The following is an 18,338-nucleotide window of genomic DNA, read 5'->3' as shown; positions in this document are numbered from 1 at the left end:
ATCATTCCTCTGCCGGGACCACCTCATCCACATTAACATCCAGCATTTCACTGTCCAGACCCGTGGAGAGGCTCCAGTGATAATCAAAGAGCTCGTTACCCCACCGCAGGAGTTCATCACCGTGACCCATTATGACCCTTGTACTTGATGGGTCAGATCCTCCCTCCCTCCTGAGGCTCATCGCAAAAAAGGTGTCAGAGACAATATATGATATTTCCTGTTTCTCCTCAAGGATTCCGATCCTGAGAAGACCAGAATCCATTGCTTCCTTCAGATTCATACCTGCCGATTCCCTTAGAAACACAGGACAGCTATCAGGTGTGAGTATGACTTCAGCTGCTCCCCCGATCTCAAGGAAACGGCCTATGGCATCTGTGTGTCGGGGCAGGCACACCGAGAGCATTGCCCTGAGGTGGGTGGAGTTATCCAGCATCTCCAGATAGGTTGCATACGGCTCCTCAAGTTTACCCGGGCTGGCTTCAAGGGTGTAGGCGTCCCTGAATACATTTATCTTCATCAGAAATTCCAGGGGTATGACCCCTATTGAGTGTTCATTCCAGAAGTCCCTGTGAAGTCTGACTGCATCCAGTGAAGCTATGAACCTCGAAAGGACCGCACCCATAAGTTTCCCCTTTGAAGTCAATCTGCAGGAATCCTGACTCCTCTCAACCAGCTTTTTTGATTCTAATTCCATTAAGGAATGGGTTATGGTTGAATCTGGAGCCATCATACTCCTCCTGATATCAGAAATGGACCTTTCACCGTCCATCAGTGCAAATATAATCTTTGACCTGACCCGTGAGCCGGCCAGAAATCTGATGTCAGCAAGGAGATTCTGAAAATCACCTTCATCACGTGGTGATAACAGTTTAAATTTCATTCCGGTTCCCTCCAGATCAGCTAGTTCCCTGTTGAAAGCATTATCTTCGTAAGGTTCCTGAGTCCAAGCTTTTCTGATCTTTCACGGTAGTGCTCATAAAGCCGGAGGCCCCACTCAATGGCCCTGGCATCGGTGCTCATGATATCCCTGTTCTGGTCATAAAACCCGTTCCTATCAAAGAGGCCCAGTGACAGGAACTTATCGGTTACTGTGAAGGCAATCCTCAGAGCACCTTCAAAACGTCTTACCCTCAGGTTTCTGTTTTTAATGGATGTCCTTAAAAGACTGAAGCTTGCATTTAAAACCATTTCCCTTATAACACCGTCACTCAGAACGAGTTCGATGGGTACACCCTCCTCAAGGAACCCCTCATATATATCGATGAGATCCCTGTGGGAGATGGGTGAAACACCGTATATCTCACTGGAGCCCCTTATGAGTTCCCTGTATGTGTTATGGGGCCTGTATATATCTGCAGGTGATGCCACTATGAGTTCTGAATTGATGAGCCAGTCAATATCCTCAAGGAGTTCCTGAGGGATCCCGCTTATATCATGGTCAAGCCATATATCCTCAAGGCCATTTATAACCCTCACAGAATCAAACAGCTTCAGTGCGGAGAGTCCCATGAGTTTCATCTCCGGGGTGAGGCTGTAACGGTCCCCCCTCAACCGGACTGAACCCTCATCCATAAGCAGCCTTAGGTTACTGTAGAGTGCTGGCAGGCTGACCCTAACATCCCCCCTTATCTCATCAAAGGTTTTCGGTGATTCCAGAAGAGAAGCTATTATCCTGAATCTTGCCGCTGATTTAAGGATGAACTGAAGGTCATCATAAAGATATTCATATACATCAGTGAGTATCTCGCCATGCATGCATACACCACTCCTCTCACTACACTTATATCCTTCAGGGTTAAATATTTTGATAGAATGAAAAGGGAGGAGTTGAACTGATAGACAGTCATATACATGCAGATACTAGACCCATCGAGGATTTTGAGTTGATGGCTGTGAGTGGTGTTGAAGAAGCCATCGCATGTGCCCATGACCCTCTTGAGGCCCTATCAGCAGATGTAATCCTTGCACACCTCAGGAGAGTTCTCATGGTTGAGCCGGGGAGGGCCTCCCGTAAAGGCCTCAGACTGCACCTGGCACTGGGGATGCACCCGAGGGCCATACCCCCTGATCATGGGAGGGTCCTTGAAGAACTTCCAGCTCTCCTTAAGGATTCATCTGTTGTTGCTGTGGGTGAAATAGGCCTTGACTCGGGGTCAGAAATTGAAAAAGAGGTCTTCATAGAGCAGATGCAGATGGCAGATGAGCTGGGATTCCCTGTAATTGTGCACACACCCCGCACCAGAAAGGCCGAGATAACCCCACTGATAGTGGATCTTGTTGGAGAGAACATTGATGAGAGGAGGGCCGTGATTGAGCATGTTAACATGGATGTGCTCCCTCATCTGATTGAAACTGAATGTATTCTTGGCCTCACCGTGCAGCCGGAGAAGCTCACTCCTGCTGAAGCAGTAGAAATTCTCAGGGAATACGGGACCGAAAGATTTGTCATAAACAGTGACATGAGCTCTGCACCATCAGATCCCCTTTCTGTTCCAAGGACAGTTCACCGGATGAGGATGGAGGGCTTCGGGAGAAGAGAGATAAGGAGGGTGTCCCGGGATAACATCAGAGACCTCATCAAAATTAACTAATCCGGAACTCAAAAAAACCCATTAAAAAGCTCCAAACCTTGAAATCACCTTAAGGGCTGCCCTGTGACCTCCCCTGAGACATTCTAATGGCTCATATTCCCTGAGCCATTCTGACATGAAACCTGCTGCAAAGGCATCGCCTGCACCGGTTGTGTCGATGGCTCCAGCATCCTCAACCTTCATCTCCAGGGAATGGTCAGCTGAGAAGAAGGACGCGCCCCCTGGTCCATGGGTTACAACAACATTATCAACACCGACACCCAGTAACCTGGAAATCCCTGATTTACGGGACCCCGTGAGAATCTCAAGTTCATCATCATTCAGAAACAGGACCTCCGTTTTCCTGAGTACCGGTTCAAGGACATCGAGGCCATAGCCTGCCAGAAGGCGGCCTGGACTGAAGTAAATCTTCCTGATTTCAGCAACCCTCTGTGCAACTTCAACGTAGCAGCCACTAAGATGGACAGCATCTGCAGCCCTGATACACCGCCCCTCAGGTGTTCCGATCTCAAGTTCTGCATTGGCCCCCATATATGAATATATTGACCTTCTGCCTGAGCCATCAACTGATATGAAGGCCATGCCTGTAGGTTTTTCAACCACGGAAAGACACCCTGTGGATACACCCTCTGATTCCAGTCTGGCTCTTATTATTTCTCCGTACATGTCTCCGCCGGTGGCAGCCACGATGCCTGAACTGAAACCAAGGGCTGAGATCCAGACAGCGAAGTTGAGGGCGGAACCCCCTGGAAGGATGTGGATATCATCTATGTACATCTCAGAGTCAGGTTCAACAAAATCCTGCACCCTGAAGATAAAGTCCATGTTACAGGTCCCGACACTGACAACACGCATCAAAATAAATCACCGGGGGGTGATCATCTCCGCCCCATTAAACCGCTTATGAGTTTCGCAATAACTCCCTGCTTGTCAGGCTCAATTGGCTGGTATTCCTCGCCAATGAGGTCTGCTGCAAGCTTCATGAGGGCGTTACTTGCCGGTGACTTTGGATTCTTAATGACTATCGGCTCGCCAAAGGCGGCTGCGCGGCTTACCTCGGGGTCGTCCGGTATAACTGCAATTACAGGGACCTCGAGTATTGTTTCAACCTCCTCAACACTCAGGAAGGTTTTATCGTACTGTTCACGGTTTATAACAACACCTATTATGTTTATATCCAGTTTACTTGCAACAATCTTTGTCTTGAGGGCATCGCTTATTGATGGCACCTCAGGTGTTGTGACAAGCAGAAGTTCATCTGCAGCTGCAAGGGCTGCTACAGCGTCCTTTTCAAGCCCTGCAGGGGCGTCTATGAGTAGTATATCAGTATCCTCTATAAGGTAGGCCAGGGCATCCTCCAGACGGTCCAGCTTGACATTCCTCAGACCCTCAAGGGATATACCTGCCGGGACGACCCTTACACCGTTTGGTCCCTCATAAACAGCGTCCTCGATTGAAGCATTACCTGCAAGGACATCATGCAGTGTAACGGATTTTCCCTCCATCCCAAGGATTAATTCAAGGTTTGCCATTGCTATATCAGCGTCAAGTACGACAACCCTTTCACCGTAGGTTGAGAGCGCAACACCCAGGTTTGCAGTGATGGTTGTCTTCCCCACACCTCCCTTACCGGATGCAACTGTAATCACTCTTGTCATTCCAATACCTCCAGATAATAATCAGTCATTCCGATATAAATATTGTTACACGCGTCGCCTTTTTCATTACCCTACTTTGAAGACATGCAAGTCCGGTATAAAAATGTTGTTAGTTCTGGACAGGATATCCCGATCCAGGCAACAGTTGACCTTATCTGATCAGCGTATCTCAATACTCACCTCAAAGTTATCCACAATCTCAGGGAAATCCCTGAAGGTCTTCCTGAGCTCCATCTCGACGATGTCCATTATGTGGAACTTGAGTTTGTCCTCCTCCTTGGAGTCCCCCATTATCCTTGAGAACAGTCCCTTACCCTCATGTTCAACCATTATCTTTATCTTCCCACTGAGGTCATAGGCGTTGTCAAGGAATACTATGACCTCAGCACCCTTTATTTTGGGTATTCCAAGTATTGACATCTTTATCTTATTCATCAGGGTGAGTTCAACCCTCTCAGGGTCTATATCTGTAATTGCACCTCCTTTGTATGTCTCAAGAACCCTTTCAACCTCTTCTTCACCGATATCCTTGAGACCATATTTTTTCATGAGTTCATCCCTGCTGAGGGGTTTCCGGGTCTCTTCAGACTCATCTTCAGATTCCTGGACGGTGCCCTCAGTGAAAGAAACTTCAGAAGCCTGTGGAACTTCAGTATATTCTGTTACCGTTGCTTCCTCCTGAGAGGTCTCCTCAGAACTATCATCTGTTAATTCAGATGTTCCTTCATCACCCTCAACCTCCACATCCATACCTGAAGTCACTCCCTGATCAGCCTCGCCAGAAACATCTCCTGTTGAATCAGGAGCCACTTCACTGACCTTAACATCTTCCTCATTTTCAGTTACAGGTTCCCGGGGGGTTACTGGCTGCCTGTAGCTTGCCTCCTTGGGGTTGAAGTAGGACTCCTCCTCAACCTCGGGCATTTCAGTTATCTCAGCCGCAGTCTCTTCGATTCTGTAGATCTTGTTTATATCCATGAGATAGTCCAGCTGTGACCTTTTAAGGTCAAACAGTTCTATCAGGGTGTCTGTTTTATCAGCCACCTCCATTATCCTATCAAGAGCTTCCCCCTTCATGAAACGTCCGTAGGATGCTGCGACATGTGATCCGTCCCTGAAAAGGATGTAACCCTCATCCGATGCATGCGTAACCCTTATGAAGCCGTTGTATTCATCCCTGGCGAGTCTTTCAAGAAGTTCCGTGAAGTCTATTTCATCACCGTAGGATATCTTTGATGGTTTGGTGATTGGAAGCTCCATTACGTTCACTACCCCTTCCTGATGAGTTTGATTTCCCTTGGAGTTATTATAACAACATTCTTCTCCTTATTGCAGATCAGTATAGCCTCAGCTCCGTGGTTCTCCCTCAGATCCTTTATGCGTTCACCGACGGCTGTGAAGTCTTCAGGATTATCCCTCTGAATTTCGGTTAAGTCAAGTATAACCGGATTTTTCTCCTCGATAACCTGGGAAAGTGCGTCCTCCACATCCCCCAAGGATCCTGCCTTGAGGAGGATTATCTCATAGAATGAATGTTCCGGCACTATTATCGTCTCTGTCTCCTCGGATTCCCTTACTTCCTCGTCCAGTCCGACACTTTTTTTCAGCATTTCCAGAATGTCCCTCAACTAAATCTCCCCTATGTATTCCGTGATGACGTCCATCAATCTTGATGCCCCCCCGTTTTTAACATCGACAACAGGAAGCCCGAAACGTTTTTCATATTCCTCCATTATTGATCTGTCATTAATGTTTCTTAAATTTAAGGAAATGCCTATAACCTTAGTTGGCTCGAGTGCCTCTATGGCCCTTATCTCCTCTTTTATTCCTCGAGGTTTTCTGTAGGGATGGTTTGGTCTGTGACAGAGCACTGTGGCATCTGGCATTGAACCTATGAGTATCGAAGCTGATAAGCCCCTGGGATGGGGGTTACCCCTTTCAGTCAGACTGGACTGCCCCTCTATGAATATGATGTCAGGGTTCTTTTCCTCCTCAAGGTACCTGACTGACCCCATGATGGCCGCTGCAACATCCATCACCGAAAGACTGCCTGCACGGAAGTTTATGTCCACTGGCTGTTCCAGACCCATTTCATCGGTTGATATCACGCCAACCTCGAGGCCCCTCTCAATGGCCTCCTTTCCCAGCAGCCTTGTGGTTGTACGCTTACCGCACTCCTGTGAGGTTCCACCAACAAATACAAGCGGTGCCTTATGCCTGTAATTTATCTTGGGGAGCACCTCTGTGCAGCGTGAAGGGGCTACTCCAAATATCCTCCGTATGTTATCGAGCCTGGGGCTTATCTCCTTTATGGTCACATTCATCCTTTCAGCGAATTTAATGAGTGAAGTGTTCTCTGATAGGGGGAGTGATCTGAAGGAGGTGACAACGTTTTTGCCCTCATTTATTGCCTGGACAGCATACTTGAGGGCTGTGCCCTCGGCACCTATGGGGAGCATGATGGCAACGCTACGGGCGTCTGTCTCCTTTATAAGGTCAAGAAGGCTTGATGATACCTTAAATCCGCAAAATTCAGTTCCATGTTTCCTGGGGTCGTCATCCACAAATCCTACCGCCTCAACACCCGCAAAGTTTGCGAATTTTTCTCCGCCACCACCACAGCCTATTACTATGAATGGATTCAGCTCCCTGAGTTCCTCCACAGAAGATAATGTGTGCAAATAATCACTCCTTTAATACTTGCTGGAATCAAATAGAAACTGTTAATTAGTTAGTCATACTCATTTAATTAATAAATGCTTAAAGCATATATATTTTAGGTGGAATACTCTGTTTATGGAGGCATAGTATGATAGCAAGAATACTTAAAGATTTAGGTAGGATCAATGGGGTAAACGGTTCCCTTGTTGTTGGTAAGGATGGTCTGGTAATTGAGAGTGAGGTGCCATCTGATATCGATGGGGAACTGGTTGCTGCAATGGCTTCAGCAGTGTTCGGTACCGCCGAGAGGTCAGCCGAGGAGATAAAACACGAGCCCCTTGAACAGGTCATGATTGAGGGTACCAGGGGTAAAACTCTCATGATAGATGCAGGGGAGGGAATACTTGTACTCATAACTGATGTTGATATAAATCTTGGACTTATACGTATAGAGATGAGGAGAAGCGCTGAACGCGTGAAGGACCTCCTGACATAATCTTTATTTTAGTTTTGGGGAGTATAAATTGAGAAAGCCCTACGTTATACTCATTGGAAGTGCCTCAGGTATAGGGAAGTCCACGGTGGCATCTGAACTTGCAAAGGAACTGAGCATAAAGCACCTCATAGAAACAGATTTTATAAGGGAGATAGTCAGGGGTATCATCGGGCCAGATTATGCGCCTACACTTCACAGATCATCCTTTGATGCCTACACAGCACTCAGGGACAAGGAGCGCTTTCAGGGAAATAGTATGGAGTCACTGATATGCGCTGGCTTTGAGGACCATGCCTCTTTCGTAATTCCCGCCATTGAGAAGGTCATAGAGAGGGCTGTTGCAGATTCTGATGACGTTGTTATAGAGGGCGTCCACCTCCTCCCCGGACTCATAAACACGGAAAAGTTCAGTGAAAATGCTTCAATTCATTTTTTTGTTCTGGCGGCCGAGGAGAATGTTCATAAGGAACGCTTCGTCAAGAGGGCCATGGAGATTAAGAGAGGTGGTAAACACCTTGAATACTTCCGGGAGAACCGCGTAATCCATGATTACCTTGTCAGGAATGCGAGGGAACATGGTGTCCCGGTTATCAACAATGATGATATAAACTGTACAATCAGGAGGATGCTCTCCTTCATAAGGGAGAACTGCACCGAGGTGACCCTCCAGCACCCAGTTGAAAGGCTGGGTGATGTGATTGACATAATAATAAAGAGACATGGTGGCAGGATTGTTGATGTCTCCTACCCGATACCTGGGTTCTCGCAGCCCCTCAAACGTGAAGTGAACGTATATGATCCGGCTGAAGCTGAAAGATTTGTTAAAAGATTAAATGAGAGTCCCAAGAGGAAAAGAGATCTTGAAAGGCTCTACACACTATCGAATAATGTTCACAGCCACAGAATATGTGCTCCAGATCCCGAAACTCTTCAGGAGATACTCAGGGAACTGGAAGAGAGTGGACTGGTCTACCATGATGAGGATGGGGACTGAAAGTAAATCCAGTAACATCAAGGGGTGACAGTGTGAATCAGCAGGATATGAAAATTGACTGTCCGGTCTGCGGTGGAGAACGGTGCATGACTGCAGTAACAAGGGTTGAAAAGATTCCCTACTTTGGAGAGATAATGGAGTCAGTACTAATCTGTGAAAGGTGCAACTACAGGAGCACCGACATCATATGCCTCGAACAGAAGGAACCCTCCAGGTACATCATCGAGGCAGGGGAGGATACCCTCAACGCAAGGGTCGTTAAGTCACAATCAGCAACCATCAGGATACCTGAACTTGGACTCAAGGTCGAGCCAGGTCCCAGGTCAGCGGGTTACATCTCCAACATAGAGGGCGTTGTTGAAAGATTTGAAACCGCGCTTAAAACCGCCCTGAACCTGTTTGAGGATGATGAATCAAAGGAAAAGGCCTCAAAGATTCTGGAAATGCTCCATGAAGTTCGTGAAGGTGTCAGAAAAGTTACAGTGATAATAGAGGACCCCTTCGGTCAGAGCTTTGTGGGTCACCCCCTGGCCCTGAAGGAAAAACTTTCAGAGGATGAAATAAGGTCTCTGAAAACGGGATTCCTTGTTTTTGAATCAGAAGGGAATGATGATGAGGATTAATCCTCATCCACGTCCCTGAGTTTAAGTGTGCGCTGGATATCCATGGCCATGGAATCACAGTCCGCCTTTATTGCCTCAAGGTGGGCCAGGAGGCGTTCCTTCTCCTGGTTGATCCTTTCAATGTTCTTGTAGGGATATATGCACTCCTTAAGCATTTCATATTCCACTGTTGCATAGGGGTACTGGTTCAGCTGGGTGCAGACCTTTTCAAGGATCTCACCGAGGAACTTGTTCATCTCAACCTTGACTCTCTCACGTATCATCTTATCGCTGTCAAGGTGCTGTTTCATCAGTCTGACAACCTCTGCCTTTGCAAAGGGTAATTCTTCAGTTTCCTCTTCAGTTTCAGTGACATCAGCATTATTATTCTGAAACTCTTCATTTTCCATAATTTCAACCTCCATGGGACTATATCTATGTCAAGGTATATAAATGTATTCCATATAATTGAAGAAACCATCAATTATAATGTTAAGTGGACGGTATCAAATTAAGTAGATTGATGGTTCCAATCACCAGAATTAAAACTCATTTTAGTCCCCTTAGTTCAAGGCTGAGGTCAACTGGATGAGCTGAAGCTGTTATGAAACCCATGGATATCACGTCAACGCCGGTAGAAGCATAAAGTTCAATATTATCCGGTTTGATGCCCCCTGATGCCTCCACTATGACATTATCCCGGAGCCCGCGCCTTTCAAGTTCCTCCAGTGTATTTCGGATTGTCTCAGGTGACATGTTATCAAGGAGTACTATATCAGCTCCGGCCTCAGCCGCCCGGACTGCATCATCAGGACTCTCAACCTCAACCTCAACCTTCTTTGTGAAACTCACATGATCCCTCACACGCCTCACCGCATCCTCAATGTTGCCCACAATGGCTATGTGATTGTCCTTGATCATTGCACAGTCATCAAGCCTGAAGCGGTGGGTGTCGCCACCACCAATCCTCACAGCCTGTTTCTCAAACCACTGAAGACCCGGCGTTGTTTTCCTTGTGGCTGCTATCCTTATACCATCATTTACCGCCCTCGCCCTCTGAAGCATGCTCCGCGTCAGGGTTGCTATACCGCTCATCTTCATCATGAGATTCAGCATGGTCCTCTCAACCATAAGGATATCTCTGGCATCCCCTTCAAGGGTTAGAACCCTCTCACCGCCACTTATGGGATCACCATCATCTTTCCACCTGATGAGGGATATGGAGAACTCCCGGGCCATCATCTCGGCAACGTCAACACCTGCAACAACTCCCTCTTCCCTGGAAACGATATCCGCCACAACCCTGGTTCCCCTGTCAATGAGTGCCTCGGTTGTTATATCCTCAAATCCCACATCGGCCCTGATCATCTCCCTGATAATATCAATCATAAAGATCCCCTAAATTAATATAAATGGAAGAATTATAAATCTTATGTCCAGCAGGGAGATATGCGAAAGAAGAACATTTATGAAAGAGTGATATGATGGAAGTTACATTCCTCGGCACATCATCAGCGGTCCCATCAAAAAACAGAAACCACAGCTCCATAGCCCTCCGCATACCCGGTGAGGTATTCCTCTTTGACTGCGGTGAGGGAACCCAGCGGCAGATGGCCCTTGCAGGAATCAGTCCCATGAAGGTTACAAGGATATTCATAACACACCTCCACGGGGACCACATACTCGGAATACCCGGGATGATACAGTCCATGGGTTTCAGGGGTCGTGAGGAACCACTGGAGATCTATGGTCCGCCAGGGATCCAGGGACTGCATGAATGCATAATGAAGATGGGCTACTTCACCCTTGACTTCGATATCAACGTCCAGGAGGTGAGGGGTGGTACTGTTGTTGAAGAGGATGACTACCGTGTCACCTCAGCCCCGGCCTCCCACTCAGTATTCAACCTCGCATACTGCTTCGAGGAAAAGAAAAGGCCCAGGTTCCTCAGAGAAAAGGCCATTGCACTGGGACTCAAACCGGGCCCGGCCTTTGGGAAACTACACAGAGGCATACCCGTGACGGTCGGTGACAGGGTAATAATGCCTGAGGAGGTTCTTGGAAGCCCCAGGAAGGGCCTGAAGATATGTTACTCTGGGGATACCCGCCCCTGTGAGTCTGTTATAAGACTTGCAGAGGGTGCGGATCTCCTTATACATGAATCAACTCTTGAGGCCGGTAGTGAGGACAAGGCCGCTGAAAGCGGACACTCCACCGCCAGGGAAGCTGCAGAAGTTGCAAGATCCGCAGGGGTGAAGAGACTGATCCTCACACACCTCAGCACACGGTACAAGCGCACCGAGGTTATTCTGGAAGCTGCCAGGGAGGTTTTCCCCAGGACTGAGGTTGCAGATGACTTGATGACACTGGAGGTAAAGGCTGATGACTCCAATCCTGACAATTGAAACAATCTCCAGAGGGAGGTAAAGGCTGATGATCCCACTCCCGACAATTGAAACCATTCTAATAATAACTGTAACCGTGATGGTGGCTGTCCTCCTTGTTAAGTGGACATCCTACTTCCTCAGGAAGTCAGCCAGAAAATGGGAACTTGACCTCACCCTCATACAGGTCATCAATGACATAATAAAGTACGGTGTTTATTTCATCGCAGCAAGCATAGTGCTGCGGGAACTCGGCATGGACATAACTGCGATAACCGTTAGCCTGGGAATAGCAGGTGTTTCAGTGGGTTTTGCATCAAGGGACATCATATCCAACTTCATATCCGGGATGTTCATCCTTGCAGATAAGAGCTTCCGGGTGGGTGACACCATCGAAGTTGCCGGCCAGCGGGGCAGGGTCAGGAGAGTTGGATTCAGGACAACGACGATAGAAACTCCAGAGGCCGGACTGGTGACGGTTCCAAACTCCACCTTCTCAAAAACAGCCTATGTAAATTACAGTGCTGAGGACCGGAGGAGGGTTGAACTGAGGGTCAACCTTGACTATGACATCGACCTGGAGAAATTTGAATCCGATGTGAAGGACATCCTCATGAGGGTTCCCGGGATACTGAAGGACCCTGAACCCGGACTGATCATACTGGAATTCACTGATACTGGCATCAGCGCCAAGGTAACTGCCTGGATCCCTGACCCTGACAGGGTGACAAAATACAGGTCCGTCATTGCAGGTCATGTGAAAAAAATCCTGAGGAAATACAGAGAAGGGTCATAAATGAAGAAAACAAGACTCTACGCACCCCTCATATGCTTTTTTTTCATCATGCTAAGTTCAGGTATCATAATAAAGGGATTCGAGGACTACAAGGCCCTTGAAAGATCAAGGGCCCACCTTGAGAATTACAAGAATGCTCCCAGGGAGCTATTTGACCCTGTCCCCAGCAGCAGCGCCGGCTCCGGTGACCCTGTCATTGGAAGGCTCATCATACCCAGTATAGGGGTGAAGTGCTGGATAAGGGAGGACACCGTAAATGCCTATGAATCAGTATACCACTATCCTGAAAGCGTTATGCCAGGATCTAGTGGGGAGTGTGGAGTCCTCGGACACAGGACAACCTACTCAGGACCCTTCAGAAAGATCGGAGCGCTGAGGAAGGGTGACCGGGTAATCATAGAGGATGCATCATCCTCCATCCGCTACATATACGCTGTGACATCCAATGGTGATGATATAAGGTGGGACTACAAAACAAACCCTGTGAGGTTTTCCCAGAGCGGGGATGCAAGGCTAATGCTCATAACATGTTATCCCCCCGGCCAGAAGAAGGCTGCGTGGATAACACACTGCAAACTTGTAAAGAAGGAGAACATCTAAAGCGGGGGTTTTAGAATAATTGAAGAGATAGTGGGCGAAATCCTGGAAATTGATGGTGTCGAGGGGGTTATCATAACCGACAGGTCAGGGGAGATCCTCTACGGTGCCGGATCATTCAGCAGGGACGTTGGATCAATGGCGCAGGTGATGGCCGATGCCTCAGGTAAACTCATAAACCGGGCAGGGCAGGGGGAATACAGGTCCGCCGTGATGGAGTTCCCTGGCGGGAAGATGGTGCTCCTGAACGACAGACACCAGTTACTCGTAATGGCTGACAGGAGATCCAATCTCGGGAGGATTATTCTTCTTGCAAGGAAGACCATGCGCAAACTCTCAGAACCTGATATGGCCAGTGAACTGGCTTCCCTGAAGACGGCCATGGCCCCTGATAGGGATGAAGCTACAGTTACAGAACCAGAATACACTGCTGTTAGAGGAAAGCCCGAAATCAGCGAGGTTAAGGACTCAGATGTATCTGATACGCCTTTGCTAGAATCTGAGGCTCCTGCAGATTCCGCTGGATCTGATGCCATGGATGATGAAGCTGGAATGGTCGTCAGACCCCCTGAGGGCGAATCAGTGGCTGATGAGGGTGACCGTGAACCCATGGAATCACCCGGAATACCAGAGGTCAAACCTCCACTCTCACTACCCGAACTGAGGCCCCTTGAGGTCCCTGGTGACCCTGAGGGGCAGATTGAAACCGCCCTCACAATCTACGAGAACGTACTCCTTGCAATGTCAATCGGGGCCAGCAAGATAATGGGGGTTGCCCCGGCAGGTGGGATGCTCAGAAAGTCCCTTCCCTACAGTGAATGCCCTGAAACACTCAGAGACGTGAAGGTACTGGGAAGCGCATCCCTCGACTTCAGAAGGCTAAGAGAGAACATAGAGGGCTCAGGTCACAGTCTCGAGAAGATTAAGAAAGACTTCGAGAGGATAATCACAGCCATAACAGAAAATTATGGTCGTGTTATGGGGTATGATGCGTTCAGGGGGATGATAAGGCCCGAGTTCACCAGGATCCACAGGACCTACAGTGATGTCATGGATGCACTTGGAATAACCAGGACCATTCACCCGGAGCTGAGGAAGATATGGGAGGAATGATCTCCTAAAAGAGGGACCACAGAAAACCTTCATAAAAGATAATACCGAAAACCCACTTCAGACAAAAAAGGTCTCATGGAAATCTTTATAAAACATAAGATTCTATTAATAACTGCATTAATTCTTAATTTTACTTATGATAACTCTCAGTAGGGACGCTTATGTTAAATCAACTACAAAGAGACATTCTAAGGTTAAAGAAGGAAAAAAATGCAATCATACTCGCCCACAATTATCAGAGTAGAGAGATACAGGAGATTGCAGATTTCAAAGGGGATTCTCTTGAGCTCTGCATCGAGGCATCAAGGATAGAGGGAAAGGATATTGTCGTCTTCTGTGGAGTGGACTTCATGGCCGAGACAGCCTACATACTGAATCCTGATAAGAAGATCCTGATACCTGACAGGGGTGCTGAGTGTCCCATGGCACACATGCTCAGTGCAGAGGATGTGAAAATGGCCAGGAAGAGGTATCCTGATGCCGCCGTTGTTCTCTACGTTAACACCCTCGCAGAGGCGAAGGCCGAGGCTGATATCCTGTGCACATCATCAAATGCCGTCAGGGTTGTTGAAAGCCTTGACGAAGACCTGATTCTCTTTGGACCCGACAGAAACCTTGCATGGTACGTCCAGCAGCATACAGACAAAACTATAATACCCATACCAGAGGAGGGGCACTGCTATGTCCACAAGATGTTCACAGCCGGCGATGTAATGGCCGCAAAGGAGAAATACCCCGAAGCCGAGCTCCTCATACACCCTGAATGTGACCCTGAGGTCCAGGAACTTGCTGATCACATTCTGAGCACAGGAGGAATGCTCCGAAGGGTCCTTGAATCGGACGCCAAGAGTTTCATAATCGGGACAGAGGTTGACATGACAACACGCATCAGCCTTGAATCAGACAAGAAGACCATACCACTCCTTGAAGAGGCCATATGCGAGAACATGAAACTTCACACCCTTGAGAAGGTCAAAAATTCCCTTATAAAAGAGGAATTTGTTGTTACGGTCCCTGATGAAATCGCCAGGAGAGCCCGTAGGGCTGTTGAGAGGATGATCGAAGTATCAACATAGAGATCATGCCCACACAGATCCCTGAAAACCCCTGAATGAGATCATACCCTCACAAGATGGTACCTTCGTGATCCAAGACCAATCTCTTCTGCATAAACCAGCTGGTACCCTGAATCAACCTCAGTCCAGACCCCCCTGAACTTATCAGCGCCCTCCTCAAAATTCTTCTCAAGCATGGACCCCCTGAGGCCCAGCTGCTGGTTCACAAGATCATAACTTGCAGCATCTATTGCAACGGGATCACTGGAGACCAGTATCCCTATATCGGGTACGATGGGATAATCACTCCAGGGCACACAGTCACAGTCAGGTGTTATGTTCGTAAGGAAATTGAAGTATGCAATCTTACCCTCCTTACCTTTAATAGCGCCAAGGGAATATTCCATCATCCTTTCAATGAATGCTGGCACATCATCTTCCCAGTTAAGATCATAGACCTCATTTGGGCAGCTGTCCATACAGTTCATACAGGCTATACACTCATCATATTCAATCTTAACACCATCTTCAGTGAGGGTGATGGCCTCCACAGGACACTCCTCAACACAAACACCGCAAAGGTCACAGTCACCCATTATTACAGGTTTTGCGCACTCATGCTGTTCCAGTTTCCCATGGAGTGTTGCACATCCCATTGCAAGGTTTTTAAGGGCCCCTCCAAAACCACTCATCCCGTGACCCTTAAAATGGGACACCACAACCATCCCTGAGGAGTCATGGATGTCACCGGCTATCTTCACAGTATCAAAATGCTTCTGATTCACCTCCACGAGCCTTTCATTCCCCCCATGGAGTCCGTCCGCAATTATAAGAGGAGCACCGACAACCGCATAGTCAAAACCGTTCAGTATTGCGGTAACAAGGTGATCAACTGAATCATGCCTGGAACCATAATACAGTGTATTTGTATCGGTCAGAAAAACCTTCGCGGCGCTATCCTTGACCTTATCGACAATATGCCTTAAAATCACTGGACTTACAAAGGAATCATTCCCCCTTTCCCCAAAGTGGACCTTCACAGCCACCACATCATCCTCTGAGAAAAGATTGCCGCATACCCTCTCAAAGAGTTTCCCTATCTTACTCCCCTTATTCTCATCAGCAGATCTCGCCCTGAGGTCTGCAAAGTAAACCTTAGATGCCACAGAACATCCCTCCTATAAGAGATATCATCAAACAGAATATATAACCACCGATCACCTGCTACCTCCTTGAAGACCCCTCAGAGCACTTCAAAGAAAAGAGACACCAGTAATACAGTGCAAAGCATTAAATGTAATCCATTGACATATTTATATACACAGAAGGTGGAGAATTTGAAGAAAACCTGTTCTAACTTTTATAGATGTCTTTTTCTGGTTGCTATTTGTTTTTTCTGTGGAGGTAATGCATCGGCAACCCAGTGGGATGTGGGGTCAGGTCAGATCTACACCTCGATCCAGGCAGCAATTGATAATTCCAGCACCCTGGACGGTGACATTATCAATGTATACTGTGGAACCTATCATGAGGATGTCACCGTCAACAAGAAACTCATAATACAGGCTAATAACGGCGATGATGTGGAAATAAATCCTGCTAACACAGCATTCACCCTGGTAAAGGATGGAACCGGTGATGGCAGCGGAAGCACGATAAGGGGCTTCATAATAAACAGCCCTCCCCATGGTGTCGGGATTAATATAAGTGCAGATAACTGTAAAATTGAAAATAACAGGATTAATGGTGGTAAAACAGGAATCGCTGTTTCAGGATGCAACACCACAATCTTAAATAACGTTATTTCTGGTCCTCATGAGAATGGTATATTTGCTAACATTTCCCAGGGTTTCTTCACGGTTTCCGGAAACCGCATATTAAACATGAATGGTGATGGAATCATCTGTGGGGTTACTGTTTCCACGAACGGGACTTTAGACAGTTTTAATCTAAGCGGGAACACTCTGTCAAATATAAGCACTTCTAATGGTGCCGTATTCGGATTTCAGCTTGGAAAAAGCAAGGGTGCCGGTGGAAACCCCGAGCTGGCCAGTGTGGCCAGTTTAGTGGTTGCAGGGAACATCATTGATGGTGTAACTGCCTTCAGTGCCATTATGGGAATGGAAATAGTCAGTGATAGCGTTAATGCCATCATATCAGGTAACAGAATCTTCAATTTACAGGGTTCTGCCAACAGTTCTGTCTATGCACTTGAAGCAGCCATAGTGGGAAATGGGACCGTTGAAATATCCAAAAATATAATATCCTCCATAGTGGCGGGGCAACAGGCAGTTGGAATGGTTATCGTTGCCATCGGGGACCTTAAAATGGAAGGTAACCTTGTATCAGGTATCAGCAAAGCCAGTGCATCCGTAGCCATGTTAGGCCTGGGCCTCCTAAACAATGCAACCCTGAAAAATAACATTGCTTCAGATATCACCTCCCCGGGTGTGGCTGCAGGGATTGTGGGTGTTGCCCTGGCACATCTTGAAATGATCCATAACATGGTAAATGGAGTAAATGGAACCCGTGACGTTTCCATGGTGGCTGCAGGCTTTAACACAACAAGGGTCACCGGTAACAACATAGAAGGGGATGGCGCAGGGATAGGTATAGTGATCTGCTCACCAGACGGGACAATAAACTACAACCGTATCGCCAGCTACGAATATTATATCCAGAACTTTTTATTTTCCAACTTCGGGCCCAGCATCGATGAAATGCTTAAACCCCTCGATGATGCCATTAAAGAGCATCCAGAATTGGAACCCATCCTGAAGCCCATACGGGACGACATGGACAGACTCTTCCATCAGCTGGAAAACAGTAACACAAACGCCTCCTACAACTGGTATGGCACCAACAATCCTGATACCGCTAAATTCTTCCCTGGCAATGGAACCCTGAATTATTATCCCTGGCTGGTTCTGAAGATCGATGCAAGTCCATCCACCATAAATCCCTCTGAAACCTCAACCATTACCGCCAGTGTCTACCATGATGTGGCTGGTGGTGATCACAGTGCAGATGCCGCCCTCTTCTTCAGCGGCCCACGGGTGACCTTCACAACCAGCCTGGGGAACCTGGGCAGTAAATCTATAACAGTCCCCTGGACCAATGGTATGGCCATTACGGTTTTAAGGGCTGATGAAGGCCCGGGTACTGCCACAGTAACCGCCAGAGACTACCAGCTCGTTCAAACCACTGTAAATATTCGGGGATCTCCAGGTCCTGGCAACAGGACAAACACCACAACCGTCGTGGGGATGGAGACAACCGGTTCACCGGTGGCAGGGATCATAGTCTCCATGCTCCTGGTTCTTGGAGGCCTAACATCCGCCAGAAGACTTTAATCCCCACCCACCTTTTTTTATAGATTACCCCTTAACAA

General features: G+C 47.6%; 21 protein-coding genes. 11 read left to right on the top strand and 10 right to left on the bottom strand.

Annotated features, from left to right (window positions below; genetic code table 11):
• Window position 1 precedes the first annotated feature (1 nt).
• On the bottom strand, window positions 2-769 hold the full coding sequence (locus C7452_RS08800) for a helix-turn-helix transcriptional regulator (RefSeq protein ID WP_245942921.1): 768 nt from the start codon (window positions 767-769) through the stop codon (window positions 2-4).
• Here C7452_RS08800 and C7452_RS09255 point away from each other — a divergent pair.
• Complete coding sequence (locus C7452_RS09255; RefSeq protein ID WP_269899848.1) at window positions 708-839, top strand: hypothetical protein; 132 nt, start codon at window positions 708-710, stop codon at window positions 837-839. The two genes, C7452_RS08800 and C7452_RS09255, sit on opposite strands and share 62 nt — an antisense overlap.
• Before the next feature lie 61 nt (window positions 840-900).
• On the opposite strand, the gene C7452_RS08795 is transcribed toward C7452_RS09255, so the two are convergent.
• Window positions 901-1,755 (bottom strand): helix-turn-helix transcriptional regulator, encoded by an 855-nt coding sequence (locus tag C7452_RS08795; protein ID WP_115892876.1) that lies wholly within the window; start codon window positions 1,753-1,755, stop codon window positions 901-903.
• A 77-nt stretch (window positions 1,756-1,832) separates the two neighbouring features.
• On the opposite strand from C7452_RS08795, the gene C7452_RS08790 reads away from it, so the two are divergent.
• Window positions 1,833-2,591: a TatD family hydrolase gene (locus C7452_RS08790; RefSeq protein WP_048061154.1), complete on the top strand. Its 759-nt coding sequence runs from the start codon at window positions 1,833-1,835 to the stop codon at window positions 2,589-2,591.
• A 21-nt stretch (window positions 2,592-2,612) separates the two neighbouring features.
• On the opposite strand, the gene C7452_RS08785 is transcribed toward C7452_RS08790, so the two are convergent.
• The 5 genes from C7452_RS08785 to C7452_RS08765 form a co-directional block, all read right to left on the bottom strand.
• Window positions 2,613-3,446, bottom strand: a complete 834-nt coding sequence (locus C7452_RS08785) for a carbohydrate kinase family protein (protein WP_245942920.1) — start codon at window positions 3,444-3,446, stop codon at window positions 2,613-2,615.
• Between the two features lie 23 nt (window positions 3,447-3,469).
• Entirely contained in the window at window positions 3,470-4,249 is a 780-nt protein-coding gene (gene minD / locus C7452_RS08780) for a septum site-determining protein MinD (RefSeq protein ID WP_115892874.1), read from the bottom strand.
• A 159-nt stretch (window positions 4,250-4,408) separates the two neighbouring features.
• Entirely contained in the window at window positions 4,409-5,509 is a 1,101-nt protein-coding gene (locus C7452_RS08775) for a DUF2226 domain-containing protein (RefSeq protein ID WP_170130339.1), read from the bottom strand.
• Window positions 5,510-5,517: 8 nt separating this feature from the next.
• Complete coding sequence (sepF, locus tag C7452_RS08770; RefSeq protein ID WP_115892872.1) at window positions 5,518-5,877, bottom strand: cell division protein SepF; 360 nt, start codon at window positions 5,875-5,877, stop codon at window positions 5,518-5,520.
• Entirely contained in the window at window positions 5,878-6,930 is a 1,053-nt protein-coding gene (locus tag C7452_RS08765) for a DUF1611 domain-containing protein (protein WP_115892871.1), read from the bottom strand.
• 128 nt (window positions 6,931-7,058) lie between these two features.
• On the opposite strand from C7452_RS08765, the gene C7452_RS08760 reads away from it, so the two are divergent.
• Genes C7452_RS08760 through C7452_RS08750 form a run of 3 tightly spaced genes read left to right on the top strand, consistent with a single transcriptional unit; the run spans window position 7,059 to window position 9,023 of the window.
• Entirely contained in the window at window positions 7,059-7,406 is a 348-nt protein-coding gene (locus C7452_RS08760; protein ID WP_010877438.1) for a roadblock/LC7 domain-containing protein, read from the top strand.
• 28 nt (window positions 7,407-7,434) lie between these two features.
• On the top strand, window positions 7,435-8,400 hold the full coding sequence (locus tag C7452_RS08755) for a 3H domain-containing protein (RefSeq protein WP_115892870.1): 966 nt from the start codon (window positions 7,435-7,437) through the stop codon (window positions 8,398-8,400).
• A gap of 32 nt (window positions 8,401-8,432) precedes the next feature.
• Window positions 8,433-9,023: a ZPR1 zinc finger domain-containing protein gene (locus C7452_RS08750; protein ID WP_115892869.1), complete on the top strand. Its 591-nt coding sequence runs from the start codon at window positions 8,433-8,435 to the stop codon at window positions 9,021-9,023.
• Here C7452_RS08750 and C7452_RS08745 read toward each other — a convergent pair.
• Window positions 9,020-9,412 (bottom strand): hypothetical protein, encoded by a 393-nt coding sequence (locus tag C7452_RS08745; protein ID WP_048061151.1) that lies wholly within the window; start codon window positions 9,410-9,412, stop codon window positions 9,020-9,022. The two genes, C7452_RS08750 and C7452_RS08745, sit on opposite strands and share 4 nt — an antisense overlap.
• Window positions 9,413-9,551: 139 nt before the next feature.
• Window positions 9,552-10,391, bottom strand: coding sequence for a carboxylating nicotinate-nucleotide diphosphorylase (gene nadC, locus C7452_RS08740; protein ID WP_115892868.1), 840 nt, complete (start codon window positions 10,389-10,391; stop codon window positions 9,552-9,554).
• Window positions 10,392-10,486: 95 nt separating this feature from the next.
• Here nadC and rnz point away from each other — a divergent pair, with 95 nt between their 5' ends.
• The 5 genes from rnz to nadA all read left to right on the top strand — a co-directional run bounded on the left by rnz (window position 10,487) and on the right by nadA (window position 14,968).
• Entirely contained in the window at window positions 10,487-11,407 is a 921-nt protein-coding gene (gene rnz / locus C7452_RS08735) for a ribonuclease Z (protein WP_115892910.1), read from the top strand.
• Between the two features lie 28 nt (window positions 11,408-11,435).
• Window positions 11,436-12,182: a mechanosensitive ion channel family protein gene (locus C7452_RS08730; protein WP_115892867.1), complete on the top strand. Its 747-nt coding sequence runs from the start codon at window positions 11,436-11,438 to the stop codon at window positions 12,180-12,182.
• Window positions 12,183-12,782, top strand: a complete 600-nt coding sequence (locus C7452_RS08725; protein WP_115892866.1) for a class E sortase — start codon at window positions 12,183-12,185, stop codon at window positions 12,780-12,782.
• Between the two features lie 30 nt (window positions 12,783-12,812).
• Window positions 12,813-13,892, top strand: coding sequence for a roadblock/LC7 domain-containing protein (locus C7452_RS08720; protein ID WP_115892865.1), 1,080 nt, complete (start codon window positions 12,813-12,815; stop codon window positions 13,890-13,892).
• A gap of 161 nt (window positions 13,893-14,053) precedes the next feature.
• Window positions 14,054-14,968, top strand: a complete 915-nt coding sequence (gene nadA / locus C7452_RS08715) for a quinolinate synthase (protein WP_115892864.1) — start codon at window positions 14,054-14,056, stop codon at window positions 14,966-14,968.
• 41 nt (window positions 14,969-15,009) lie between these two features.
• Here the strand turns inward: nadA and C7452_RS08710 are convergent, their stop codons facing one another.
• Entirely contained in the window at window positions 15,010-16,113 is a 1,104-nt protein-coding gene (locus tag C7452_RS08710; protein ID WP_115892863.1) for a DUF362 domain-containing protein, read from the bottom strand.
• 264 nt (window positions 16,114-16,377) lie between these two features.
• Here C7452_RS08710 and C7452_RS08705 point away from each other — a divergent pair, with 264 nt between their 5' ends.
• Window positions 16,378-18,300 carry a right-handed parallel beta-helix repeat-containing protein gene (locus tag C7452_RS08705; protein ID WP_245942917.1) on the top strand — a complete coding sequence of 641 codons (1,923 nt, stop codon included), beginning with the start codon at window positions 16,378-16,380 and terminating at the stop codon, window positions 18,298-18,300.
• Window positions 18,301-18,338: the final 38 nt, after the last annotated feature.

It is taken from the genome of Methanothermobacter defluvii (genome assembly GCF_003385755.1).
GTDB classification, from domain to species: Archaea; Methanobacteriota; Methanobacteria; order Methanobacteriales; family Methanothermobacteraceae; genus Methanothermobacter; species Methanothermobacter thermautotrophicus.
This window is presented reverse-complemented; position numbering and strand designations above follow the sequence as displayed.

Coding starts and splice junctions, on each gene's coding strand:
- C7452_RS09255 (WP_269899848.1), top strand. CDS start 708: ATGGTTGAATCTGGAGCCATCATACTCCTCCTGATATCAGAAATGGAC.
- C7452_RS08800 (WP_245942921.1), bottom strand. CDS start 769: ATGGACGGTGAAAGGTCCATTTCTGATATCAGGAGGAGTATGATGGCT.
- C7452_RS08795 (WP_115892876.1), bottom strand. CDS start 1,755: ATGCATGGCGAGATACTCACTGATGTATATGAATATCTTTATGATGAC.
- C7452_RS08785 (WP_245942920.1), bottom strand. CDS start 3,446: ATGCGTGTTGTCAGTGTCGGGACCTGTAACATGGACTTTATCTTCAGG.
- minD (WP_115892874.1), bottom strand. CDS start 4,249: ATGACAAGAGTGATTACAGTTGCATCCGGTAAGGGAGGTGTGGGGAAG.
- C7452_RS08775 (WP_170130339.1), bottom strand. CDS start 5,509: ATGGAGCTTCCAATCACCAAACCATCAAAGATATCCTACGGTGATGAA.
- C7452_RS08760 (WP_010877438.1), top strand. CDS start 7,059: ATGATAGCAAGAATACTTAAAGATTTAGGTAGGATCAATGGGGTAAAC.
- C7452_RS08745 (WP_048061151.1), bottom strand. CDS start 9,412: ATGGAAAATGAAGAGTTTCAGAATAATAATGCTGATGTCACTGAAACT.
- nadC (WP_115892868.1), bottom strand. CDS start 10,391: ATGATTGATATTATCAGGGAGATGATCAGGGCCGATGTGGGATTTGAG.
- rnz (WP_115892910.1), top strand. CDS start 10,487: ATGGAAGTTACATTCCTCGGCACATCATCAGCGGTCCCATCAAAAAAC.
- C7452_RS08730 (WP_115892867.1), top strand. CDS start 11,436: ATGATCCCACTCCCGACAATTGAAACCATTCTAATAATAACTGTAACC.
- C7452_RS08725 (WP_115892866.1), top strand. CDS start 12,183: ATGAAGAAAACAAGACTCTACGCACCCCTCATATGCTTTTTTTTCATC.
- nadA (WP_115892864.1), top strand. CDS start 14,054: ATGTTAAATCAACTACAAAGAGACATTCTAAGGTTAAAGAAGGAAAAA.